The 21,699-nt window shown below is 56.2% G+C and carries 16 protein-coding genes; 7 read left to right on the forward strand and 9 right to left on the reverse strand.

Annotated elements, in window-relative coordinates:
• Positions 1-95 precede the first annotated feature (95 nt).
• Positions 96-329, reverse strand: a complete 234-nt coding sequence (locus NC979_RS08555; RefSeq protein ID WP_190514712.1) for a DUF433 domain-containing protein — start codon at positions 327-329, stop codon at positions 96-98.
• 185 nt (positions 330-514) lie between these two features.
• Positions 515-1,171 (reverse strand): DUF4145 domain-containing protein, encoded by a 657-nt coding sequence (locus NC979_RS08560; RefSeq protein WP_190514713.1) that lies wholly within the window; start codon positions 1,169-1,171, stop codon positions 515-517.
• Between the two features lie 485 nt (positions 1,172-1,656).
• Here NC979_RS08560 and NC979_RS08565 point away from each other — a divergent pair, with 485 nt between their 5' ends.
• Positions 1,657-1,950 carry a hypothetical protein gene (locus tag NC979_RS08565; protein ID WP_190514714.1) on the forward strand — a complete coding sequence of 98 codons (294 nt, stop codon included), beginning with the start codon at positions 1,657-1,659 and terminating at the stop codon, positions 1,948-1,950.
• A gap of 41 nt (positions 1,951-1,991) precedes the next feature.
• Here the strand turns inward: NC979_RS08565 and cobT are convergent, their stop codons facing one another.
• The 3 genes from cobT to NC979_RS08580 form a co-directional block, all read right to left on the reverse strand.
• Positions 1,992-3,125, reverse strand: a complete 1,134-nt coding sequence (gene cobT / locus NC979_RS08570) for a nicotinate mononucleotide-dependent phosphoribosyltransferase CobT (protein ID WP_431191042.1) — start codon at positions 3,123-3,125, stop codon at positions 1,992-1,994.
• A gap of 124 nt (positions 3,126-3,249) precedes the next feature.
• On the reverse strand, positions 3,250-4,035 hold the full coding sequence (locus NC979_RS08575; protein WP_190514715.1) for a DUF2232 domain-containing protein: 786 nt from the start codon (positions 4,033-4,035) through the stop codon (positions 3,250-3,252).
• A 6-nt stretch (positions 4,036-4,041) separates the two neighbouring features.
• Positions 4,042-4,746 carry a Crp/Fnr family transcriptional regulator gene (locus NC979_RS08580; RefSeq protein ID WP_190514716.1) on the reverse strand — a complete coding sequence of 235 codons (705 nt, stop codon included), beginning with the start codon at positions 4,744-4,746 and terminating at the stop codon, positions 4,042-4,044.
• Between the two features lie 335 nt (positions 4,747-5,081).
• Here NC979_RS08580 and NC979_RS08585 point away from each other — a divergent pair, with 335 nt between their 5' ends.
• From NC979_RS08585 to NC979_RS08595, 3 genes are all read left to right on the forward strand, one after another.
• On the forward strand, positions 5,082-12,077 hold the full coding sequence (locus NC979_RS08585; RefSeq protein WP_190514717.1) for a hypothetical protein: 6,996 nt from the start codon (positions 5,082-5,084) through the stop codon (positions 12,075-12,077).
• Positions 12,078-12,139: 62 nt separating this feature from the next.
• Positions 12,140-12,553: a VOC family protein gene (locus tag NC979_RS08590; protein WP_190514718.1), complete on the forward strand. Its 414-nt coding sequence runs from the start codon at positions 12,140-12,142 to the stop codon at positions 12,551-12,553.
• A 561-nt stretch (positions 12,554-13,114) separates the two neighbouring features.
• On the forward strand, positions 13,115-13,717 hold the full coding sequence (locus NC979_RS08595; RefSeq protein ID WP_190514719.1) for a hypothetical protein: 603 nt from the start codon (positions 13,115-13,117) through the stop codon (positions 13,715-13,717).
• 573 nt (positions 13,718-14,290) lie between these two features.
• Here the strand turns inward: NC979_RS08595 and sigC are convergent.
• Positions 14,291-15,553, reverse strand: a complete 1,263-nt coding sequence (sigC, locus tag NC979_RS08600) for an RNA polymerase sigma factor SigC (protein WP_190514720.1) — start codon at positions 15,551-15,553, stop codon at positions 14,291-14,293.
• A gap of 306 nt (positions 15,554-15,859) precedes the next feature.
• On the opposite strand from sigC, the gene NC979_RS08605 reads away from it, so the two are divergent.
• From NC979_RS08605 to NC979_RS08615, 3 genes are all read left to right on the forward strand, one after another.
• Positions 15,860-16,030, forward strand: a complete 171-nt coding sequence (locus NC979_RS08605; protein ID WP_073608637.1) for a PCP reductase family protein — start codon at positions 15,860-15,862, stop codon at positions 16,028-16,030.
• A 318-nt stretch (positions 16,031-16,348) separates the two neighbouring features.
• Positions 16,349-16,879 (forward strand): DNA starvation/stationary phase protection protein Dps, encoded by a 531-nt coding sequence (dps, locus tag NC979_RS08610; protein WP_190514721.1) that lies wholly within the window; start codon positions 16,349-16,351, stop codon positions 16,877-16,879.
• A 179-nt stretch (positions 16,880-17,058) separates the two neighbouring features.
• The gene (locus NC979_RS08615; protein ID WP_190514722.1) at positions 17,059-18,108 is read left to right on the forward strand and encodes a cation diffusion facilitator family transporter; all 1,050 of its coding nucleotides are present in this window, start codon (positions 17,059-17,061) and stop codon (positions 18,106-18,108) included.
• Positions 18,109-18,183: 75 nt separating this feature from the next.
• On the opposite strand, the gene NC979_RS08620 is transcribed toward NC979_RS08615, so the two are convergent.
• Genes NC979_RS08620 through NC979_RS08630 form a run of 3 tightly spaced genes read right to left on the reverse strand, consistent with a single transcriptional unit; the run spans position 18,184 to position 21,429 of the window.
• Entirely contained in the window at positions 18,184-18,816 is a 633-nt protein-coding gene (locus tag NC979_RS08620; RefSeq protein WP_190514723.1) for a GUN4 domain-containing protein, read from the reverse strand.
• On the reverse strand, positions 18,806-20,371 hold the full coding sequence (locus tag NC979_RS08625) for a GUN4 domain-containing protein (RefSeq protein ID WP_190514724.1): 1,566 nt from the start codon (positions 20,369-20,371) through the stop codon (positions 18,806-18,808). The genes NC979_RS08620 and NC979_RS08625 overlap by 11 nt, the downstream gene beginning before the upstream one ends.
• A gap of 59 nt (positions 20,372-20,430) precedes the next feature.
• Positions 20,431-21,429 (reverse strand): hypothetical protein, encoded by a 999-nt coding sequence (locus tag NC979_RS08630; RefSeq protein ID WP_348253528.1) that lies wholly within the window; start codon positions 21,427-21,429, stop codon positions 20,431-20,433.
• Between the last annotated feature and the right edge of the window lie 270 nt (positions 21,430-21,699).

Genomic DNA, 21,699 nt, shown 5'->3' on the forward strand with positions numbered 1-21,699 from the left:
TAGTTAGTCCATTAATCTTGCCCCAACACCGAAGTTGTTGTAGGGGGTTGGCAGGAGGCCTATCTCAAGTCTAGCCCTAACAAAACGTAGGCTGCTTATGCTGACGTGAAACTAATCGTGCGATCAGATACCGCCCAGGCGGCATAGTTGAGAGCCTGACGAATATCTTCTTCTTCTAATTCTGGGTATGTCTTTAGAATTTCTTGTACAGATAGTTGGCTGGCCAGCAGCTTTAAGAGAAAGCTTACCGTGATACGCATACCTCGGATGGTTGGCTGTCCAAAACATACCGCTGGATCGAGTGTAATGCGGTCAACTTCGCTAAGCACTAAGGTAGCTCCTAATAGGTGCGTGCCTTAAGTTTAATAGCATGCCGATGGTTCAACCAGTCTTGGTTTAAGTTGCTAAACTCTGCATCAGGAGATACAAGACTAACGTTCCCGACCAGCGGCGGCAGATTACCTCGAACTTAAGCAGCTCTTATCCGTCCGCTGCGTTGGGGTTGTTAGGCTAACTAATCTACAAGATGATTGGCAAGAAATTGATTTACATCCCTAATCATGTTAGAAACATCTCGATCCGTAAATTCATCTGGTTTTCCATGTGCGGCACTATTGCGTATGCTTGCAACAGTTGTTATTTGCTTTTGATTAAGTTTGTTATATACGCCAGCTTTTACTAAATCTGCATTCATTTTATCTAGCTTTCCATGTGGAATCTCATTTCTATCACATAGTTCTCGCAATGCTGTCTCTAAAACAACTCCTGCAATTACAGCGGCAGCAGTGGAATAGCCACTAGAAAAAAGCTCATTTGCCTGTTCAAGCTCAGAGTCAAAAACTTCAGCTTGCACCAATGTCTTTATTGATAGTAGATAGCCTCCCTCAAAATCCTCCTTTGCTGCAATGAATACGGCTTTCAACCTCTTTAGTACATCAAAATTTGTTGTTCCAGGGAGCCCGTAATTTTCTGCTATTTCAAATTGCTTAAAATGCTGAGATTCTTCTCCACAAACTTTCGACAATAAATTTCTTACCTTTACCTTCCAGCTCAAAAGCAATTCATCATTCACATACTCACCGCCACCGTAATTCTGACGAAATTTAGAAGCTTCAATTTGAGATAATTGCTCCTTTAATTCTTCAAATCGTTGCTTAAATAATTTATTCAATACCAGTACCTCAAAAGATTTGAATAACGTTGCCTAACAATTTATTATGCCGACAGTTTCCGTATAAATGCCTTGTGGGGAATAGTTATACTGACGATTTCCGTATAATCCACCTGGGGAGGGTAGTTATACGGAAAGTCACTCAGCATATCTTTACTGCTAGCGATCATCTAAAACTTTCTGTATAGCTTTATAAAAACTGTCAGTAGGCAGTGCATTCACTCCACGGTTGACGCTGAGCGTCTGTACCATTACTCTTTTACATTAAGCCGTTTGATCAGAACGGTGGCCATGCAGAACTCGAAAATCTTGGCGCTGCCTGAAGGTGCTGGAACACCAACAGACAGCTAACCCCGCAAATCTAGCAGGCAGATTGCGAGGCTAGGGAGATCGTACCCTAGTCACTCCAGTTTGCACTTCAACTGCGGGTGGCTAGGGTTTTCGCGTTCTGTCTTCCTCAACCACAGAAAAGGAAAACAGAACCGATGTTTGAATATCTCGAACCAGACGCCAACGACAATCCAGAGGCCGGTTCCCTACCGCTGCCGCCCAGTGGGGATAGCAAAGGCACCCGGCCCCTAACCCCCGAGAAAGTGCGCCACATGCTCTACGGCAGCCTTGCCGCCCTAGACCGCACCATCAAAATTCTCCACGCCCTCGGCTACGCCGACCCCAATGACTGGAGTGACCCCATCCCCGTGCCGCCCAGCACCGAAGGAGCCACCCCCACCCCCGCCCAGTGGATGGTGATCATGACCAAAACCATTCTGCTGGAGTAGCCTACAGCCTCAGATCCCAGGGTTCTAGCAGAGGTACTTGCTTAAGGTGAAGCACTTGAGCCAGAACCCTGGGATCTATCTCGCTGAGACTTTTGCTCTAGCAACGCTTCTACCGCCGCCAAAAGCTCCGGCTGACCCCAGTTTTGGTAGAGCGAGGCGGCGATCGCACATCCCCCGGCCCCTACTCCCTCCTTCACAAACCCACGCTCGTAGGCCCGCAGCGCCTCAAACCGCGACTCTGCAAAGCTCAGCTGAGTCGCCATTAAACAGGCCCCCGTCAGCTCCGCCAGCCCCACCGTATCCCCCGTGGCGTCCTCCGCCACCCAGCGCGTGGTGCCCACCACCACGTTTTCAGGGTTCCAGTCGCAGCCTTCCGCCGCTGCGATCGCCACAATCAGCGCATAGACCGCCAGCATTTGCGTGCCCCCCGCCAGCAGCACAGGCCGAGTGCGACTAGCCGCGATCGCTATCCCCGCCACCACAGGCTGCATCGGATCGCCCACCGCCGCTATCACCTCCAGGGGATGCGGTCGCTCGGGCAAGCCTGCTAGCGACAATCCCCTAGCAACCAGAGCTTGCTTCTGATCGTGGTTACAGGTCGGGTGGCTGCTGTTAACTCGCGCCGTCGCATCCAGCCCCAGCCCGGTGAGAAGACCCAATGCCGTAGTCGTTCCCCCCACCACACACTCCGCCAGCAGCAGATAATCGCTCTCGCCCCCCAGCAAGTCCCCTTGCTCTAACCCCTGCCGCCACAGGTGACGCACCACATCCAACGGCAAAGCTGCCCCCGTGCTCAGACACTGCGCTGGCTTCCCTCCCAGATTCAAATGAGGGACGGTCGGTGGCTGGGGCAACCCAGCGTTCAGAACGACCAGGGGAATTCCCTGCTCTGCAATAACAGCCCTAGAGATCAGCGCCGGAGAAGCCCCAGCCTGAAGCGGCGGCAGCGGAAATTTCGGGGCCGTCGTCAAGCCGTTGACCATAAATTCAGCATCGGCTAGGGCCGTGTAGCGACGATCGCTCGGAGTTGCCCCCGCCGCCGAAATTCCCTCCACCAGTCCCGTCTCCGTAAACCCCAACGTCAGCACTAGCCCCGGCCGCAACCCCCGCACCCGCCCCAGCCAATCCTCCCCCCGCCGACCCTGCGTATAAACCTTAATCAACGGCTCATCCACAGAACTTACGACTCCACAAACAGCGATTTTGGAAAAGGGTTTAAGGTGCAGGGTATAGGGTTTAGGGCTGATTCCGCCTTGAACCCTATACCGTTTACCTTGCACCCTCTGACCTTGTTCCCTGTTATTCCTTCAACAAATCCTGCACCCACCCCGGCGGCTCCGGAATCTTCGCTCCCAGCCGCCCCAGCAGTAGCCAGGCCGCCAGATGCACCGTAAACAGATACACCACATTGCTCGCCAGCACCGACACCAGAGCTAAAATCTGCACCGCTTCCACATTGGCCTGGCCCAGCACGCCCACATCCAGCACGCCTAAGCCCACTAGGCGCTCTAGACCCCAGTTCAGCATTTGAGTGACCTGGGTGGTCAAATACACCCACAGGTCTTCGCCCACCAGCACCGACGACAGCCACAGCCGAAAGAAAAACCCAATGGTGCCCAGCAGCGACCCCATTGCGATGGACACATACCAGTTGGTTCGCCGCACCCAAAAAAAGCCCAGCTGCACCCCCAACAGCGCATAGGGAATCAGAAACAGCAGACTGCGGGGTGGCCCCATCAGCACCGACAGCAGCAGCCCCGACACGAGAGCCGACATCCATGCGGCCCGCGGTCCCCAGCGCAGGTAGACCAGAGCCATCGGCAGAGGAAACAAAATTCGGAGAATCGGCCCCGGCGGAAAGTAAGTATTCACCAGCCAGATCAGCGCGGCGGTGCTGGCCAAAAAGGCCGTTTCGACCATGGCTAAGGGGCCAGATTTGAGGCGGTGCGACAGGTCAGGCCCATCGGCCTCGTCCTCTGAGGTGCGGTACTCCAGGTAGGTGTCTAGCCCATCGAAATCGCTCGCAGCGTCGTCAACCGGGGGCACAAACTTAGCCCCAGGGGCGGGGTCAGGGGGGTGACTCATGAATGGCTAAACCAGCAGACGTTCTAGGGCGTTGATGTCGGGAATGCTCATGAGGTCTTTGTCCCGCACAATTAGCCCTTTCTTTTCTAGCTTACTCAGTACGCGAGTCACCGTCTCCCGAGCCAGGCCGCTGAGGCTGCTCAACTCCCGATGGGGCAGGTTGGGAATTTCGATGCCGCTGGTGCTGCGATGCCCCTGCCCGTCAGCCAAAAAGAGAATGATGTCGGCTACCCGCGAGGTGCTGTCAGACTCGCGCAGCCGCAGGCGACGGTTGACCTGTCTGAGCCGCCGCGCCATCAGCTGCGACAGGCGAATGCCGGCCAAAGGCTGGGTATTGAGCAGCTTGACAAAGTCGCTGGCGGGCATGCTGCCAATGACTGTGGGCACCAGGGTAATCACGTCAGTGGAGCGGGGCACCTCTTCGAGGGGGGCCATTTCGCCAAACAGCTCGCCCTTGCCCAAAATGTTGAGGGTGACTTCCTTGCCGTCGAGGTTGTAGGTGCGGATTTTGACCCAGCCTTCCAGAATGAAGTAGACCGAGCTGCCCCAGTCGTTTTCAAGCAAAATCACCTGGTTGGCCGGGTGGCGACGAGAGACCACGTGGCTGGTGGCTTCGGCTACAGCCTCCTCCGGCAGGTCCTGAAATAGCAGCGCCGAACGAATTAATTTGAGATCGGCGTCCGTATCTCGAGGATTGTAGCGGGCATCCATTTATTACCCCAACATTAATTTTTTTGTTTAAGTTAGTGATATTAAATCGCTTCAACCCATCCTATCCCAGGCTAGGGGTAGAATTTCTCCCTGGTAGCCTAGCGGCGGAATCCAAAGTCTTAGCACTATATCATTCCTCCACTACTCGACCGGGGCGATCACCCATAGGGCTGGCTCCATCAGAGGTATCTCTAACGGCCCTTCTAGTGACTTCGCAGGGTAGAGGCGCATCCATTGAAATCAGCGGCGCTAAGGTATGGTTTCGTGTGATTTTTACAGTCGCCTGACATACACTTTGGCAATCGCTGGGGTAAAGGTAAACACAAGGGGTAGCCGTGCAGCAGGACGAACTGGAAGCTCTGGTAGCCGAAATTGACTCAATCTTGGGGGAAGCCGCGCCACGGCTGCCCTGGGTGATGTCGAATGATGCCAATCAGCGCCAGCTGCTGGCCCGAGCGCGGGCCTACCTGGCCGAGGTGAAAGCTGCCCCCGAGGCCCAAGCTGCGCCCACCAGCGGCTTGCCCAATGACCCGACTACCGCTGCCGCCAGCCAGGTGCTCAAGGCGCTGCTGCAGGAAATGCAGTACCTGCGCGGGCAGACCATGCAGATTCTAGACCCCCTGCGCAATGAGGTGGCGACCCTCAGGCAGCAGCGGGAGCTGTTGCTGCAAGAGGTGCAGCAGCTTCAGCAGCAGCGCGTGCAGATCGACCAGGGAGCCAATCTTCACCAGCTGCCCCCCAGCTGGGAGGCGGCTCTACAGCAGATGACCCAGCAGCTTGAGGCCCGCCTTAGTGCCCAGGTGAACCAGTCGGTGCAGCGGCTGGAGTCGGCCACGGCCAACGCTTATGGGCTAATGCAGTCTCCCCAAGGGTTTGCCGATGGCGACGCCCCTGGCCTCACTCCAATGCAGCGGCTTGAGTTTCTCAAGCAGCTACAGGCCCAGTCTGATCAGCTCATGCTGGGGCTCGATCAATCGCTGCGATCGGTGTTTGACACGCTACAACAGAGCATTTATAGCTACCAAGATTCGCTCAACCAGGGGCTTAACCAGATGCACACCCTGGGTCAGCAGGGCGAGCTGATGTTTAGTGCTCTGGTGACCCATCTGGGTCAGCAAATCAACGCCGAGACCCTAACGTATTTAGAGTCGGGTCAGCGCCGCGAACTGCCCCAGCCTCGGCCTGAGACCTCCACCCCCGAAACCTTGGGTGGGGATGCCTTTGCCGAGAGGGGCGACCAGTCGGCTGAGTTGGAGCTAGAGGCTTTAGACCTTGGCTTTGACGATTTAGATGATTTAGGTAATGACGAGTTCACTCTGCTGCAAATTGAAGATGAAATTAGCGAACTCCAGCTCGATGACAACCTAGAGGCCGATCTAGACTCCGCCGAGGCCAGCGAATCTTCGCCCCTTGATTTGCAGTTGCTCAACAGCCTCGATGCCGCTGCTCCCGATCCATCGTCGGCGGTGTTGCTGCCTGACGGTGCTGACCCTGCTACTGAGGTGGCGGCGGCTGGGGTCGAGGCTGAATCGGCTTTAGATGATCTCTACCAGAGCTTGTTTGGCGGCGGATTTTCTGCTGAACCTGCTGGGGCCTCGCCTGCCGCTGACTCAGGGGATGCTGTAGATGATTTTTTGGCGATCGACCGTTTGAGCGAGGCAGTGACCCCCGTAGATGAGCCCTATGCGATCGCCTCACCAGAGCCAGCTGATGATCTGCCCCGTCCTGACGACCTAACCCTGCTCACCCAGGCAGCCGAGATGGCCGAGGCCGATGCGGCTACTGACCTCACTAGCGTTGACCTGAGCAGCCTACTGGGGGAGAACTCGGGCGATCGCCTAGATCTCAGCCTTGGCTCCATAGCACCCGCCGATGCTGGGTTCGACCTTCCTGACACTATTAAATCCTTCGACGATTTACTGCCCGCCAGCCCCGGAGAGGTGGGGAATTCAGAGACCGCCACTAGCGATGGCGAAGACCTGCTGGGTGGGTTCATGGCTGCTTCCCCCGAAGAAGACCTGCTGGCCCAAGACGCCCTGCCCACCACTGGCGCCTACGACCTGGCAATGGATGACACCATGGTTGACCAGCTCCAGGAAGACCTGGAGAATCTAGAAACCGAGGTGGCCTCTGAGAGCCTGTCGCCAGTTAACTTAGAGCTTGACCTGACCGATTCTCCAGAGCTATTCAACCCGCCTGCCGAGGTGCCCCCTTCCTCCATTGCTAGCGTTGATCTTTTCGCCGATCAAGAGCCTGCCCCTGACAATGCCTCGCCCCCTGCCTTCGATCGCCTCACCGAAGCAGCCATGCCAGGGGAACCCGGCTTCGATTTGTTGGGCGATGAGCCCATCGCTGCAGAGCCAGCCCAAGACCTCGACCTATTCGGCACAGAGACCTCCGCCCCTTCTAACGCCGCCTTAGATCAGGTGACGTTGAGCGATCTAGAGATTGACTCCCTAGAACAACCTCCGGCGGCAGAGCCGCCCGCAGCGGAGCCCACCTCAGATTGGTCTAGCCTCGATCGCTTAGAACTTGAGACGCTAGAACCAGAGCCAACCTTCTCTGAGGAGGTGCCCAGCATCGATCTGTTCAGCGACGCAGCGTTGGCAGACCTCAGCCTAGCCCAGTCTGAGACAGTTGATCAGCAGTCGCCCATCTTCGAGCCCGCCTTTGAGAACGTCAGCCTTGACTCTGATCCGTCGCCCTCCAGTGCTGATGAATCCGTGAGTGACCCAGGCACAAATGACTTGAGCATTGATCTATTCGCGTCGCCGGCCTCGGATGACGCGGCTGGGGAGAATGCAGTTGATCTGTTTGGTCAGCGTGATCAGCCGTTGCCTGGTTTGGATGAACCTGCTGTGGAGGCCACTGGCATTGATCTGTTTGACAGCCCCGTAGCCGATGCCAGGGATGAGCCCCTCGATGCGCCCGCCCCTATGGCAGAGTCCTCAGGCCTTGATCTATTTGGCGAGCCAGAGCCGGAGACGGCTGCCCCTAGGGATGGCGGCTTGAATCTGTTTGATATCTCAGCGCTTACCCTAGATGACCCTGAGCTAGGCGAAGCTGGTCTTGACTTGTTTGGGGATACGGCTGGGCCAGGGGCACCCGCGCCAGAATCACCTGCGCCAGAAGCACCCGCAGAACCTGCGATCGACCTTTTTGGCGAAGCAACCCCGACTCAGCCACCTGAGTCCAGCGCCAGCGATCTGTTTGGTGCCCTAGACCAGGCTCCTACGGCTGCGGCAGCTAACGATTCTCTGGCCTCTATCCTGGCGGAACTCAATTTAAGTCTAGAACCCGAGCAACCTGCTCTAGGCGAATCGGGCCTGACCCTTGACGATCTCACCGGGTTCTCTCCCCCAGAGCCAGCTCAACCCTCCCCCGCACCTTCTACCTTCACAGGGGCCACTGGTCCATCCCTGACCCTAGAGAATTTGCTAGGAGAGCTGACGATCGATCCGCTGACGCCGCTGGCTCCCGACCCAAAACTGAAAGAAACTACCCTAGACGATCTAGCCTCCACTGGGTTCGGAGAAACCTCTGACCTTGTGGCTCCTACGTCGCCCCCAGCTGAGTTTACGCTGACTGATTTTGACTTGGGCACTGGCACCAGCGGCCCCCTCGACTCGGCCCTCCTACCCGACGCGCCGGGCGACACCATGGCCGATTTGTTCTCACTGGGTTCCGCTGCCCAGTCGCCCTCAGAAAATCTCACCTTGGAGGAACTCGATCTAGAAGGTGAGTTGCCTGACGCCTTCGCTCCGCTAGAGGCTGGGACAACGGAGTCAGCGCTCATCCCAGACTGGGAACTATCGGCTGCACCTTTGGAGCCCACTGCGCCAGATCTCTCGATTACTTTGGCTGACTTAAACCTGAGTCTAGACGAGCCCGCCGCCGATGAGTCTGGCTTAGGCGATTCGCTAGGTGCTGTTGAGCCAACGGAGTCAGCGCCCATCCTGGAAGCCTGGGGACTACCTGTCACGCCTTTGGAGCCTGCTGCATCAGATCTCTCGATTACTCTAGATGACTTGAACCTAAGCCTAGACGAGCCCGCTGGGGATGAACCTGGTCTAAGCGATTCGCTAGGTGCTGAGCCAACAGAGCCCGCGCTCACCCTTGAAACCTGGGGGCTATCCGCAACGCCTTCGGAGTCTGCGGCGTCAGATCTCTCGTTCACTCTAGATGACTTAAATTTGAGCCTAGACGAGCCCGTTGGGGATGAGCCCAGTTTGAGTGATTTGACGGCCCTGGGCGATGGAGGTGGCGACGATACTGTGCTTGCCGACGCTCCGGTAGAGACAGCTACCGACTGGCAACGAGAAATCAGCCTTGACAATATTTTGAATGCCGCTGGAGCCAACTTTGAAGAAACCCCGGAGGCACCGCTAACGGTTCCTCAGCCGGAGCCTGCTGACCCTACTCAAGCGGCGGCAGCAGAGACGGCCGATTCGATGGAGGCAATGATTGACTTCATCAATCTCGATGCGTTGCTGGGAGAACCCCTGACCCCGGTTTCCTCAGAGCCAAGCCTTGAGTTAGACCTCGACCTCAACCTTGGGCTTGACACCCTCGATTCCGACCCCCAAGACTTTGGCAATCTAGACCTTGGTGCCTTCGATCTAGGGCCGCTGGATGGCGGCGAGGCGATCGCCGAACCAGAGCCTCGCTCCCCCCTCGATTCCCCACTACCAGGTGATGACTTAGAGAGCGATCGCCCCTCAGTAGACGCTCCCACGAGTTTGGATCTGAATCTAGACCTGAGCCTCGAGCCAGAAACCGCCGCTGACCCCCGTGCTGATCTAGATTTTTCTGTAGAAGACTGGCTGGGAGAATCTACTCCTGCCCAAGATGAGGCCGCTGGGGCGGAGGCTAGCCTAAGCAGTTTGGACAATTCTATAGAGCCGCCCATTACCCCAGCGCTGGACGCGGACTGGCCCCTGGATGCAGAACCCAACTTAGATGAACCCGCAAACAACCTCTTTGATGAGCCCATTGAGGACGTAGAAGAGGTCTCCGTTGAATCAGCGGCCGTTGATAATCTTGATTTCGACAGCTTTTTTGATCTTGAGACCGCTGCCCCTGAGCCGGATGCTGCTGAGCTGGATGCGATCGCCCCGATCTCAGAGCCAGACGTTCCAGACGTAGCAGCCTCAGAAGTCGAGATCCAGGAACCCGAGATCCAGGAACCAGGAGCTCCGCCAGACTTCCCCGAGCTGGACCAACTGCTGGCAGAAACGGACCTTGGCGCTGAATCTACCCTGGCCGCGGTTCCCAGCGACTTGGTTGCGCCCGTCGTCGAGCCTCCAGCAGCTCTAGTACCCGAGATTGCCGAACCCGCAACCGTTGCGCCTGCAACTGTTGAACCTGCAGCCGTCGAACCCGATCTCCTCGCCGATCTGGACATCGATCAATCCCACGCCGTTGTCCCAGGGCCGCCAGTGGACCCTGAGCCAGCGCCTGCTGCACCCACCCCACTGTGGTTTTTGGGATTGGATGTGGGTACCACCGGCCTATCGGCGGTACTTTTGGAGCGTCGAGGTGGCCAGGTTTATCCTCTCTACTGGGTCGATAACGCCATTTCTGGGGTGACCGCCGACAAGTTCTTTCGGCTGCCATCGCTGGCCTCGGTGGAGGCCCACGATGAGGGCTACCAAGTGCAGTCAGTAGGTTCGTCGGCCCTCACTGTGAACTGGAGCGATGGCGATACTGCCGACCAGGGTGCAGTGTTGCTCAAAGCGCTAAAGCCCTATCTCAAGCTGGGCATTCCGCTTACAGGGGCAGACGGTCCCGAACCTCAGGTGCAGTGGTCCGATCGCGATCGCATTCCCCTGCCTGTGTTCCAAGACGGCCTGACCCGGTTGTTGGCCACCTTGCCCGTAGGGCTAACCTCAGAGGCTGCCTTCACCGTTGGTGCCGTTGGCCTTGATGCGGCGGCGATCGCTGCTGCTCTGCAAGCCCTCAACGGAGTCGTTGTCAGCTACCCAGCCAACTGGCCTGATACCTACACCTTTAACCTGCGAGAGGCAGTGCTAGGGGCAAGGCTCACCGCCAACCCCGACGATATCTATTTTGTAGAAGATGCGATCGCCGCTGTGCTCTCAGGCCTGCCCGATCCCTCGACCCCGCTGCCCGAGGGCAACGGCCAGCCTATACAGCAGCAGGCCCTTTACGCCTGCCCCTGGACCGGGGGCACCGTGGTGCTCTCCGCCGGGGCCAGCGTGACCGAGGTGGGCATTGTCGATTTGCCTAGAGCCTTAGGTGAACTCTCCTACAGTGACTTTGCCCTGCACTCAATGAGCTATGCAGGCGACGCCATTGACCTCGACATTATTTGCCACCTGCTGCACCCCGCCGAACGTCGCCAGAGTCGCCCCGCTGAGGGCTATGGGCGATCGCCGCAATCTACCGGCTGGGGCTGGCAGGCCGCCATGCCTGAGCTAGATGGCGCCCACTGGAGCGATCTAGCTCTTGACGGCTGCGAAATGCCCCGTCCCGCTGAGCCCGACACAGCCCGTCGCCAGCGCCTCTACCAGCGGCTAGAAACCTCCCTGCTAGGCCAGAGCGCGCTAGAAGCGGCGCGACACCTAAAGATTATTCTTCAGCACCAGCCCCAGTTTGAGCTAGAGCTGGCCGACCAGCGCTGGGTAGTGCGCAGCAAAGACCTGGAAGACCGGATTATTCTGCCCTACATTCAGCGCATCAACGGCCACGTCAACCGGTTGCTGAGCGAGGTCGGGCTCAATACCCAAGGTATTAATCAGGTAATCTGCACCGGCGGTAGCGCCTCATTGCCCAAGATCGCCCGCTGGCTGCGGCAGAAGTTCCCCAATGCCACCATCGTGCAGGATACGTACCATAGCGATCGCCCCCCCAGCTGTAGCCGGGTCACCTACGGGTTGGTTAACCTGGTGCGCTATCCCCAGGTGCTCGACCTCACTCGCCACCAGTACAGCGACATGTTCTTGCTGATGGAGGTGCTGCGTACCCTGCCCGAGCAGCCTATGCCCCTCAGCGGCATTCTGCACCTGTTCAAAGAGCGGGGCCTGAACGTTGATGCCTGTCAGGCTCACCTCATGGCGCTGCTGGAAGGTCGTCTGCCTCCCGGTTTGCTGCCCAGCACCACCGGTAGCCCCTCGGTGCTGGTTCCCGCCAGCACCGACTTGGCGACCCTGGCCAATACGCCGCTATTTACCCGACCCAGCGGCCAGGTCTATGTGCCCAGCCTAGAGCAGGGCCAGCGGTTGATCAGTTATATGGAGCAGCTGCTAGCCAACAAGCACCAAACCCTGGTTGACCCCCTGCTGAGCCAGCTCACGGTACTGAATGTGTAGGCTGCGCTCTCCTTAGATTTAATTGCTGCTGCTGCACTCACCGTTAGGTCAGGAAATAGCCTATGCAATTCCATGTTGGAAGACTAATTGATCACGTTCATCTACGCATCTCTGACTTGGACGCTAGCAAGCGCTTCTACCGAGCCGTATTTACGGCCTTGGACAAACTGGATGTCTTTGTTGAAGACGAAGATCACTTCTTAGCTGACGAATTGTGGGTTGATAAGGCTGACGGGCACGTGTCCCACGTTCATCTGGCCTTTCAAGCACCTGATCGCATGACTGTTGATGCGTTTTATCAAGCCGCCATCGGAGCAGGAGGTCGTGATAACGGTGCACCCGGCGAGCGCAAGTACCACCCAGGCTACTACGGTGCGTTTGTCCTCGATCCCGATGGCAACAATATTGAAGCCGTCTTCCATGGCAACAACAGCCGCTCTACACCGTCAGTTGTTATAACACCAGCAGACAACTGATCTCCCACGGAGTGGCAGCGGCAGGTATCCGGTTCCTCAGTTATCGGTTGCATCGGGTCCGAGATATTCAAACATTGGTTCTGCTTCCTCTTAAGTTCGAGGAGAGCAGAACGCAAAAACCCTAACTAACCGCAGCTGAGGTGCAAACTGGGGTAGCTAGGGTACGATCGACCTTAGCCCTGCAATCTGCGTACTAGATTTGCGGGGTTAGATGTTCGTAGGTGTTGGAAGCGCCTACATACAGCGCCAAAGTTTTCGAGTTCTGCATGGTCGCCGGTCGGGTTGAACGGCTCAATGTAAGAGAATACTGGTACAGACGCTCCCCGTCAACCATGGAATAGTAATCTATTCACCAGTACAAGTTTGTGTAAATTGCGAGGTCAAATGTCGACAGATAAGTACCCATCCAGAGGGCTTATCCAGCATAATTGACGGATAATACCCCTTTGTCAGGAAGCTAGACATCAAAGGTGAGGGATGAGACCTAAAGTCAGAGGCTTATCTAGCAGATTTGACACTTAATACATAGTTAGACATCATTATTTATGCGGTGATATCATTTTGTCTAATAGTAACTATCCGAAAGCATGGTCACGCTTTGTCTCTGTTTCTCGTAATGAAGATAATGTGATGCCCAAAGAGCTTAGTGATTTTGCTCAGTTATCTAGATGGTCTGCTCGTTTTCGTCTGGCAAAGAGTTTTAAGGCATTAGATCTGGGAGATCATTATTCTGGCTCGGATACCCCTGATCTGTATTCTGCAATCACTAGAATTTTTTTGGTGTACTCAGCATTTGAGACATACTGTTGCATTCTTGGCTTGAATCCAAAGTATGAATCTAAAGTCAAAGTGCTTCAAGACAGTCAATTACAGAAAGATGTTATCAAGTCTATTCGTAAGTTAGATCCTGAGAATTTATTTTCTGGCTTCCTTTGTGAGCATTTGAGTGGCTCAGAGCTTAAAAAGATGATGCGTGACTTTATGAGTGGTCAAGATGTGAATGTCAGTTTTCTGGCACGATGTACACGTCATATTTTTGCTCATGGTGTTTTAACTGCAAATTCACCAAACTTGTCCGCTAAAAAATTTGACCAAGTATCTCAGCTTATTTCAGATTTCTTATTGACTTCTATGGATAAAGATTTTGAAGCTCGTGTGCCATGATGTCCAACAATCTCGTTGCACACCGACCGAATCAAGTTGGTTGACGGAGTTCGAAAGGCGGGTGAATGGGGTCGTTAAAAAATTTTCAGGCTGACCAGAGAATGACCTTTGACAGATTTTAAGGAATTTTGGAATCAATTAATTCCCTCAAGCCTAGGCGACTGCAACAGTAGTAAGAACAACATGATTGGGGCAATTCTAGGCGCGGTTACCTCAACATTATTAGTTGGTGGGCCGCGATCGCTTATTCGCTAAAAGCCCCAAGCGCTTTGATCTTGCACTACGATCGCACCATTCCTCCGTCCAACTAACCAAAGCATCATGGCTCTCACCGTCAGCCCAGAGCGCTTCAGCTGCCCCCCAGCAGCACCGTTACTCTGCACTACCAAGCCTGGGACGACTACGAGACCCTGCTAGCCAGCCGTCGCGACGATGCCGCCATCAAAATTCGCTTCAACGCCTACACCCAACAGATCTCGCTTATGCCTCCCATGGCAGGCCACGGCAATACCCAAGAAAAAGCCCCCTGCTTTTCTTAAAAACAAGGGGGCTTGAGGTAGCTATGCAGGATCTCTAGTTCAGCGCTTCGAGGTAGTCGCGGACGCGGTTGCGGCGCTTGGGCTGGCGCAGCTTTTGCAGCGCCTTCGACTCAATCTGGCGCACTCGCTCGCGCGATAGCTCTAGGGCGCGGCCAATCTCAGCTAGAGAGTAGGGGGTGCCGTCGCCCAGACCAAAGCGCATGTTGATCACGTCTTGCTCACGGGTGGTGAGGTCGGCCATCAGCTGTTGCAGGTCGCGGCGCAGCGACTCGCGAATCAGCATGTCTTCGGGTGACATGCAGTCGGTTTCGAGCAGGTCGCCCAGCTCGGTGTCGCGGTCTTTGCCCACCTTGGTTTCTAGCGACACGGCGCGGGGTACGCGCAGCAGTACTTCGCGCACCTGAGCGGCGGTCATGTCGAGCTCGCGGGCGATGTCTTCAATCGAGGGGGTGCGGCCTTTCTCCTGGGAGAGTTTGCGCTGGGCCTTTTTGATTTTGTTGAGCTTTTCGGTGATGTGGACAGGCAAGCGAATAGTGCGGCTCTGGGTGGCGATTGCCCGCGTAATGCCCTGACGAATCCACCAGTAGGCGTAGGTGCTAAAGCGGTAGCCCTTGGTGGGGTCAAACTTTTCGACCGCGCGCTCTAGGCCTAGGGTGCCTTCTTGAATTAGATCGAGCAGCTCTAGGCCCCGGTTTTGGTACTTTTTGGCCACCGACACCACCAGGCGCAGGTTGGCCTTGATCATATGCTCTTTGGCACGGATGCCTTCGGAGATCGCCTTCTCTAGCTCGGGCACGGTGAGGGTAGTGAGGGCGGCCCAGGCGCGCTTACCTTCAGCCAGGGTGGGCTTGAGTTCAGCAATGGGCACTTCGGCCTCGGCGGCCCAGCGCTCGAGGGAGGGGCGATAGCCCAGTTGAGAAGAGAGGCGATCGCGGGTTTGCAACAGCTTGCTGTAGGTGGCCAAAATGCCACCGGTTGTTTCCGCAGCCTGGTTTAGATCGACTAAAAGCTGCATGTAGCCCTGGACGCACTGAGCTTCAGAGACCTCTTCGTGGCGCTCTAACAAGCGCACTCGGCCAATTTCTTGCAGGTAGAGACGCACTAGGTCAGTGGTGCGACGCCCTTTGAGCACCTCGGCGGCATCGACTTCGAAGTCGCTCTCGTCAGTGTCGGACGCAGAGAAACCTTTGAGAGATAGGGATGCCCCCTCATCCTCGTCTCCCAAACTGGAGAGACTGAACTCTCGATCGGGCCGGGCGGAGGCTTCGTTTTTGCTGTAGTGGGGTGTTGCTACCATGACGTGCTCTAGTAACGTGTACTAAACTTGTGCCGATAGGCCATTTGCCAACCTAGTTTCAGTATTCCCAAACCGCTAGGACTTTAGAACAGTGGCTGGAGTTCCGGGGGCTGGGCGGTGCTTTTGGGGCGGCCCAAGTCTACGGGGGGTGGGCTGAGGGAGGAAATTTCTAACCGACACCGTAATCTACGCCGTTTGTGCGGGTAATTCCTGACGGAACGTTACACCTTGGCAAAAACCTTACATTGACCCCGAGGCGACATATAGGATTAGGGCATTCATTGCTATTCGAAGCAGACTCCGGTAATGGTTAATGGTCTTCCCTGGACGGCTGATGCTCAGGCTAAGCTCAAAAATATTCCGTTTTTCGTGCGCGCTCAGGCCCGCAAGCGAATTGAAGATGTGGCCCGCGAGACCGAGGCTGAAGCGGTGACGGCAGACTTGGTTGAACAGGTGCGCCTTGAGTTCGGCCAGTAGCCTGGTAGTACTTCAATCCTTAATGTTGGCTGTCGATTTTGCCTTTTAATACAGACTGCTTTGCCGCTACAGCGTTAATGTTGTGGGATTGACAGTCGCTGTGGCTCACTGTGCCTTCTAATGGGACACAGTGGTCTGTGAGTGGGCTAAAGCTTTCTCAGACAACAAACTCTGGCTGAAATGTTGCAAGTCGAAGTCATAACGAGTATGATTTAGAAGAGCCAAGGCCATAGTGGTAGGATTTCAAGACTAGGCCTGCCGGCAAAAGCACAGGTTTGTTAGTTATTCATTCGATTGATAGAAACAAAGAGAGGCCATATGGTTGCAACCGTTGAAAAAACGAAGACCAAGCGTGGGTTTTATCCCACCCGGATTGATATGTCGGCTGAGGTGCGATCGCAGGTTTGTGACGTGCTCAACCAGACCCTAGCTGCCACCCTCGATCTCAAGACCCAAACTAAGCAGGCCCATTGGAACGTCAAGGGCATGGACTTTTATCAGCTGCACGAGCTGTTTGACGAACTGGCCGGTGAGCTAGAGGGGTATGTCGATATGGTGGCCGAGCGGGTTACCGCCCTAGGTGGTACTGCCATGGGCACGGCTCGCATCGCTGCTAGCCAGTCAATCTTGCCCGAATACCCAATTGATGCCGTGGAGGGCGCTGAGCACATCGAGGCTCTGGCTGAGCGCTTTGCCGCCTACGGTAAGCACGTGCGCGCCGCCATCGACACCACCGATGAACTGGGCGATGCCGACACTGCTGACCTCTACACCGAGATCTCTCGCACCATTGACATGCGTTTGTGGTTCCTAGAGGCGCACTTGGTGAAGAAGTCCGATCGCGGCTAATTGCCGCAGTCCTCTGATGCAGGGCTAGCTAGCGGTCGGGGAGGCAACTTATGTCTCCCCGACTTTGTCGTTTAAAGCAGAATTTTGGCTGACGGATTAGGCTTGAGTCTGCGGCCTTGCGGTAGCAAGACTTGGTTTTAAGTAGGTACCATAACGCTTCAGTAGCGCTTTTGCTCACTATGCCTAACCCGGCTTCTCCAGTTCCTAACTCTGACGCGATTGAGGGCGCTATCGCCCTGGTAACCCCGGTCGAACCCGGTCACCATCACGGCCACGATCATCATCATGGGCATGGGCATTCTCACGGGCACAGCCACACTCACGGCGCTGTGGACCCTGAAATTGTCGCGTCAGAGCAGGGGCTATGGGCGGTGAAGTGGTCGTTTGTGGGGCTGGTGATCACGGCGATCGCCCAGGCGGTTGTCTTTGCCCTCTCAGGCAGCGTCGCCCTAATGGCCGACTTAATTCACAACGTGGGCGATGCCATGACCTCGGTGCCCCTGGGGGTGGCGTTTTTGCTGGCTCGCGCTAAACCTTCGCCCCGTTTTGCCTACGGCTATGGCCGAGCGGAGGATCTGGCCGGAGTGGCGATCGTGGCGGTGATTTTCTTGAGTGCCCTAATTACCGGCTATGAGTCGATTGAGCGCCTGCGACATCCCCAGCCCTTAGAGCACCTGGGGGCACTGGCGGCGGCGGCCGTAATTGGTTTCATTGGCAATGAAGTTGTGGCCCTGTTTCGGCTGCGGGTAGGGCGGGCAATTAACAGCGCCGCCCTGGTGGCCGACGGGCTACATGCGCGGGCCGATGGCCTGGTGAGCCTGGCGGTGCTGGTGAGCGCCCTGGGCGTGGGGCTGGGCTACCCCTGGGCCGACCCGGTGATGGGATTGGTGATTACCCTGGTGCTGCTGCGGGTGGTGTGGCAATCAACCCAGACGGTGTTTACCCGACTGCTCGACGGGGTGGAGCCAGAGATGGTCGATCGCCTGCGCCATGAAATAGAGCATGGGGTTGAGGGTGCCGCCGCTACGGTGACACAGGTCAAAGCGCGATGGCTGGGCCATCGGTTGTATGGAGAGATGAGGTTGGCGGTAGAGCCGGGGCTGTCGGTGGCGGAGGGGGATGCGATCGCATCCCACCTCAGGATTCACCTTCACCAGCAAATGCCCTACCTGGCCGAGGTCACGATTCAGGTGCAGCCCCAAGTGCCAGCGGCAGCAGTCTTAGAATAGTCTACTCAGCCAAGGGCAACAGGTTGAGAAGGGTTTAGGAGGGTTTAGGGTTTAAGGTTTACGGTTTAAGGGCGGCTACCCGCCGAGCTGGTGGCAGCGCGACAGCCGCAGCATCATCGCGTCGAGTCGGGCCAGATCGCCAAAGCCTCCTCCTTGGCCAGTCAAGAAGCCGCCCATTTGTAACGAGGTGATGCGCGGCACCCGCCAGTACCAAAGAGCGGGTAGATGACCCCTGGGGGCTTCAAGGTCAAAGTCGAGCCAGCTGTAAAACCGCAAAAACCCTATGGGCCGCAGTGGCGTTAGCATCAACCATCCCACTTCTTCAAAAAAGGGATGGGGGGTAGACCAGTTGCGCAGGGCCGGATCAAAGTCGATGGTTTCTAGAGTGGCGGCATAGATTTGAAGCTGAGCCGAAAAGCCAAAATGCCCGCCGCTGGCTCTTTGCCAGCGATCGTCAAGGGCATGCAGCAGTTGGCAGGGCAAACCCGCTAGAGCTTCGGTCGAGAGGTGAGGCTGATGGCGAGGCTCTGGCTCTGACGACAGTCCGGTGGCATCGTTGTAGTTCTGCACCACCGCCTCGAGCAGCAGGTCCGCCGTCAGCCGATCCGCCGCTTCCCAGTCTTCTTCGTCGAGCAGCAGGCTGAGTTCGTCGAGATTTTCGTCTAGCTGGCTGTTAAAGGCGGGGCTGTTGAAGGTGTTAGACAGCACGGGTTAGCCCTCCGGTGAGCACTGTTGGGGCGGCTGGGTCAACAGCTGGAGCGGGCGCTGGGTCTAAGGGCATGCATAGGCTCAGGTGGTGGATCACAGCGGCCATAACGTCGAGGCTCAGGCGGTAGCGATCGCTCAGACTCGGGCAGCACCAGCGCCAGGTTGGCAGATGACCCACGGGCGCTTCGAGGCTGAAATCGAGGTCATGGTAGGGCCTATAGCCTCGGTAAAACAGCGATGGCGGCTCGCACCAGCCGAGGGCTTGTTGAAAGGCCAGCCACTGCTGGCGATCGTCCTGCTGAATTTGTTGCTGGCTCCGGTGTACCTGCTGCTGGGCCCTAAACCCAAAGCGTTTGTTGCTGTAGCGGCTCCAAAGGGCGTCAATGGTGGCTAGATCGACGGCTGGCAGCCGCTGTACGGTGTCGGCGGTGACGGGTTGCATGTCGCGATCGAGGGTCTTGAGAATAACAGCTTCAGTCTCCATGTCGGCCTCTTGCCAGGCCTGTTGCATCAGCAGGTCGCGCAGGCGGCTGTAGTCAACCCCAGCGGCAGACTCAATGCCGCCATACAGCTCATTGCGCACGGCAATCTCAATGGTGAGTGCTTCATCAATGGAGATATCCCACAGTCGGCGGGCCTGGTCGAGGCGTCCCTGGTCAAACTCGGAGGGGTACAGGCTGCCGGCCATGGTCTCGCGACAGAGGGTCAGGTATTGCTCCAGGTGCTCTCGAGCCTGCTGAGCCTGATTTTGGTGAGTATCTGCGGCCTTGGTTTCGGGCGCAAGGCTGTCCTCGACGACGGTTTTGGCGGTCTGCTGCTCGGTTTTGAGTTTGGCTTCGTCGCTGTAGCTCTGCCAATGTTTTTGGTACATGGCCTCTGCCTCAGGAATTGGCAGGGCCAAGTTTTCGGCCAGTTCTTGCAGCACTGGCCAGGGGTCTTTGGCGGCAAAGGGCTGGTCTGCATCCATTTGCCGCAGGCGACTGAACTCTGCGGCTGTGGTCTCGTCAAAATAGCGGCGCTTTTCGGCCTGGGTTTTGTAAGGGCCAACCGCTCTGGCATTGAGCAGTTCAGCCTGTTCTGCTGACAGGCCGAGGCGCTGACGCAGCAGGTCGAGATTGTCGAGTTCGGTGGGCGAGAGTTCACCCTGGGTGCGGCTGTAGGTTTCGGCCTCGGCTAGGTAGTCGCGCACTGGGGAGAATGGCAGCCCGCTCTGGGCGGTGGCCATCAGATCTACGAGGTCTTCGGCCTGATCGGTGCGAATTTGCAAATTGAGGTCTGAAATTTGGAAGAGGAACCAGGTTTCAAGGGGCTTGTAGTAGAGGCGATCGCGCAGCCGCCTCAGAATAGGAACCAGCAGATCCGAATGGGCAATAAACCTAATCCCTACTCTGATCTCTGCCGCATCTCTAGTTTCTAGGATGGGATTAAAGCGAATTTGGCCCATGCCATCTAGATCGCGCAGGTCTTCAGTTAAGTAGTGAACCTCAGTGTCTAGCTCATCATGCTTGAGCTGAGGATCGACAAACTTGATTAAACATGCAATGTTTTGCGCCAAGCTAACACCTCACAGACGCACCAAAACTAGGCCTTATCCAACGGCCCATCTCCTGCAACCTATAGTAGGTCAGATAACAAATACAGCTCATCTAAAACGGTTTTCTCCAGGGCTTTGGCCTCTTGGGAGTCGAGGTTATAGTATTCACGCGCCTGGGTTAGGCGGCCCCGGTTGAAATCGGAACTAGCGAGGCCAGCCATAACATTCTGGTGAAATACTGCCGCCTCTAGTTGATCGTCAGCTGGCCTAATGTGCTTGCGGTCAACGCCTTGAGACAGCGAGTCAATGACCATTTCTTCAAACTGGTGGCGGTAACCCAGCCACCGCTGCTGCTGCTCGTGCTGACGTTGAGCCTCGGCTGCGGCCTCAGCTTCAGCCTGTCGCCGCGTCTGCTCGGCCTCATGGTGCAGAATGCTTAGGCGCTCGTCTTTGAGAAACTGAGCATCGGCCTCGGGCAAACCCATGCTGATAGCTTTGGCCCGCATCACGTTCCAAAAATTCTCATCTAGATCGCTAGCCTGCTTGCACACCAGCAGCTCTTTGCGAAAGTGCTGATATTTCTCGGCCAGGGTTTTGAAAGGCCCCATAGCTGTGGCATTGAGCTCGTTAGCTTCTTCAACCGATAGTTCTACCCGCTGCTGCACCAGACTTAAATTGGCTTTGGCCGCCGGCGTTAACTCACCAAAAGCACTCACATAGCCCTCGGCCTGGGTACGGTAGAACTCGTGGGGTGGCAGCAGGGCTTCGCCCAGGGTTAGCAGTTGAGCCAATACCTTGGCCTGATTAGTCTGTAGGGTGATGGTGTGGCTGGGCGGAATCTCTAGGACAAACAGGGTTTTCTGGGCAGTGCGCTCAAGCCAATTGCCTACGTGCCGCAAAACTACTCTGAGTTTATTCAGCGGTGCCCGACACTGCAGCCCAGCATATAAGCTGGGTTCGACCGCTCTAGGATGGGCTACTGCTTCGGCTAAAACGCTGTATTGCGGATTGGGAAGAAAAGCAAACTTGGTCTGCTCAAGCTGGCTCAACTGGGTAATGCTGCTACAAAGTGCCTGCACACTAGCGTGGACAACCCTTGGATCTGAGTCATCCTCCAAGGATTTTATCGAAAGCCTAAAACTGTTGCCTGAGTCAAGCTCTTTGACCATTGCCGGTGGGTGTGATAGAGCAAATAGCGTTGGCTCAGTATATCAACGCCAATCGGTAACGGCTTTGCCAAGTCCACGACCTCAGCCTACCTAGGTTTTGGTGCCTCAGCTAATCCCTTAAGTGCGACCTACGGACCAGGCGGCTAGCTAAATCTACGGCAGGTTGGCACTGCCCATTAA

Source organism: Leptolyngbya subtilissima AS-A7, assembly GCF_039962255.1.
Classification (GTDB): Bacteria; Cyanobacteriota; Cyanobacteriia; order Phormidesmidales; family Phormidesmidaceae; genus Nodosilinea.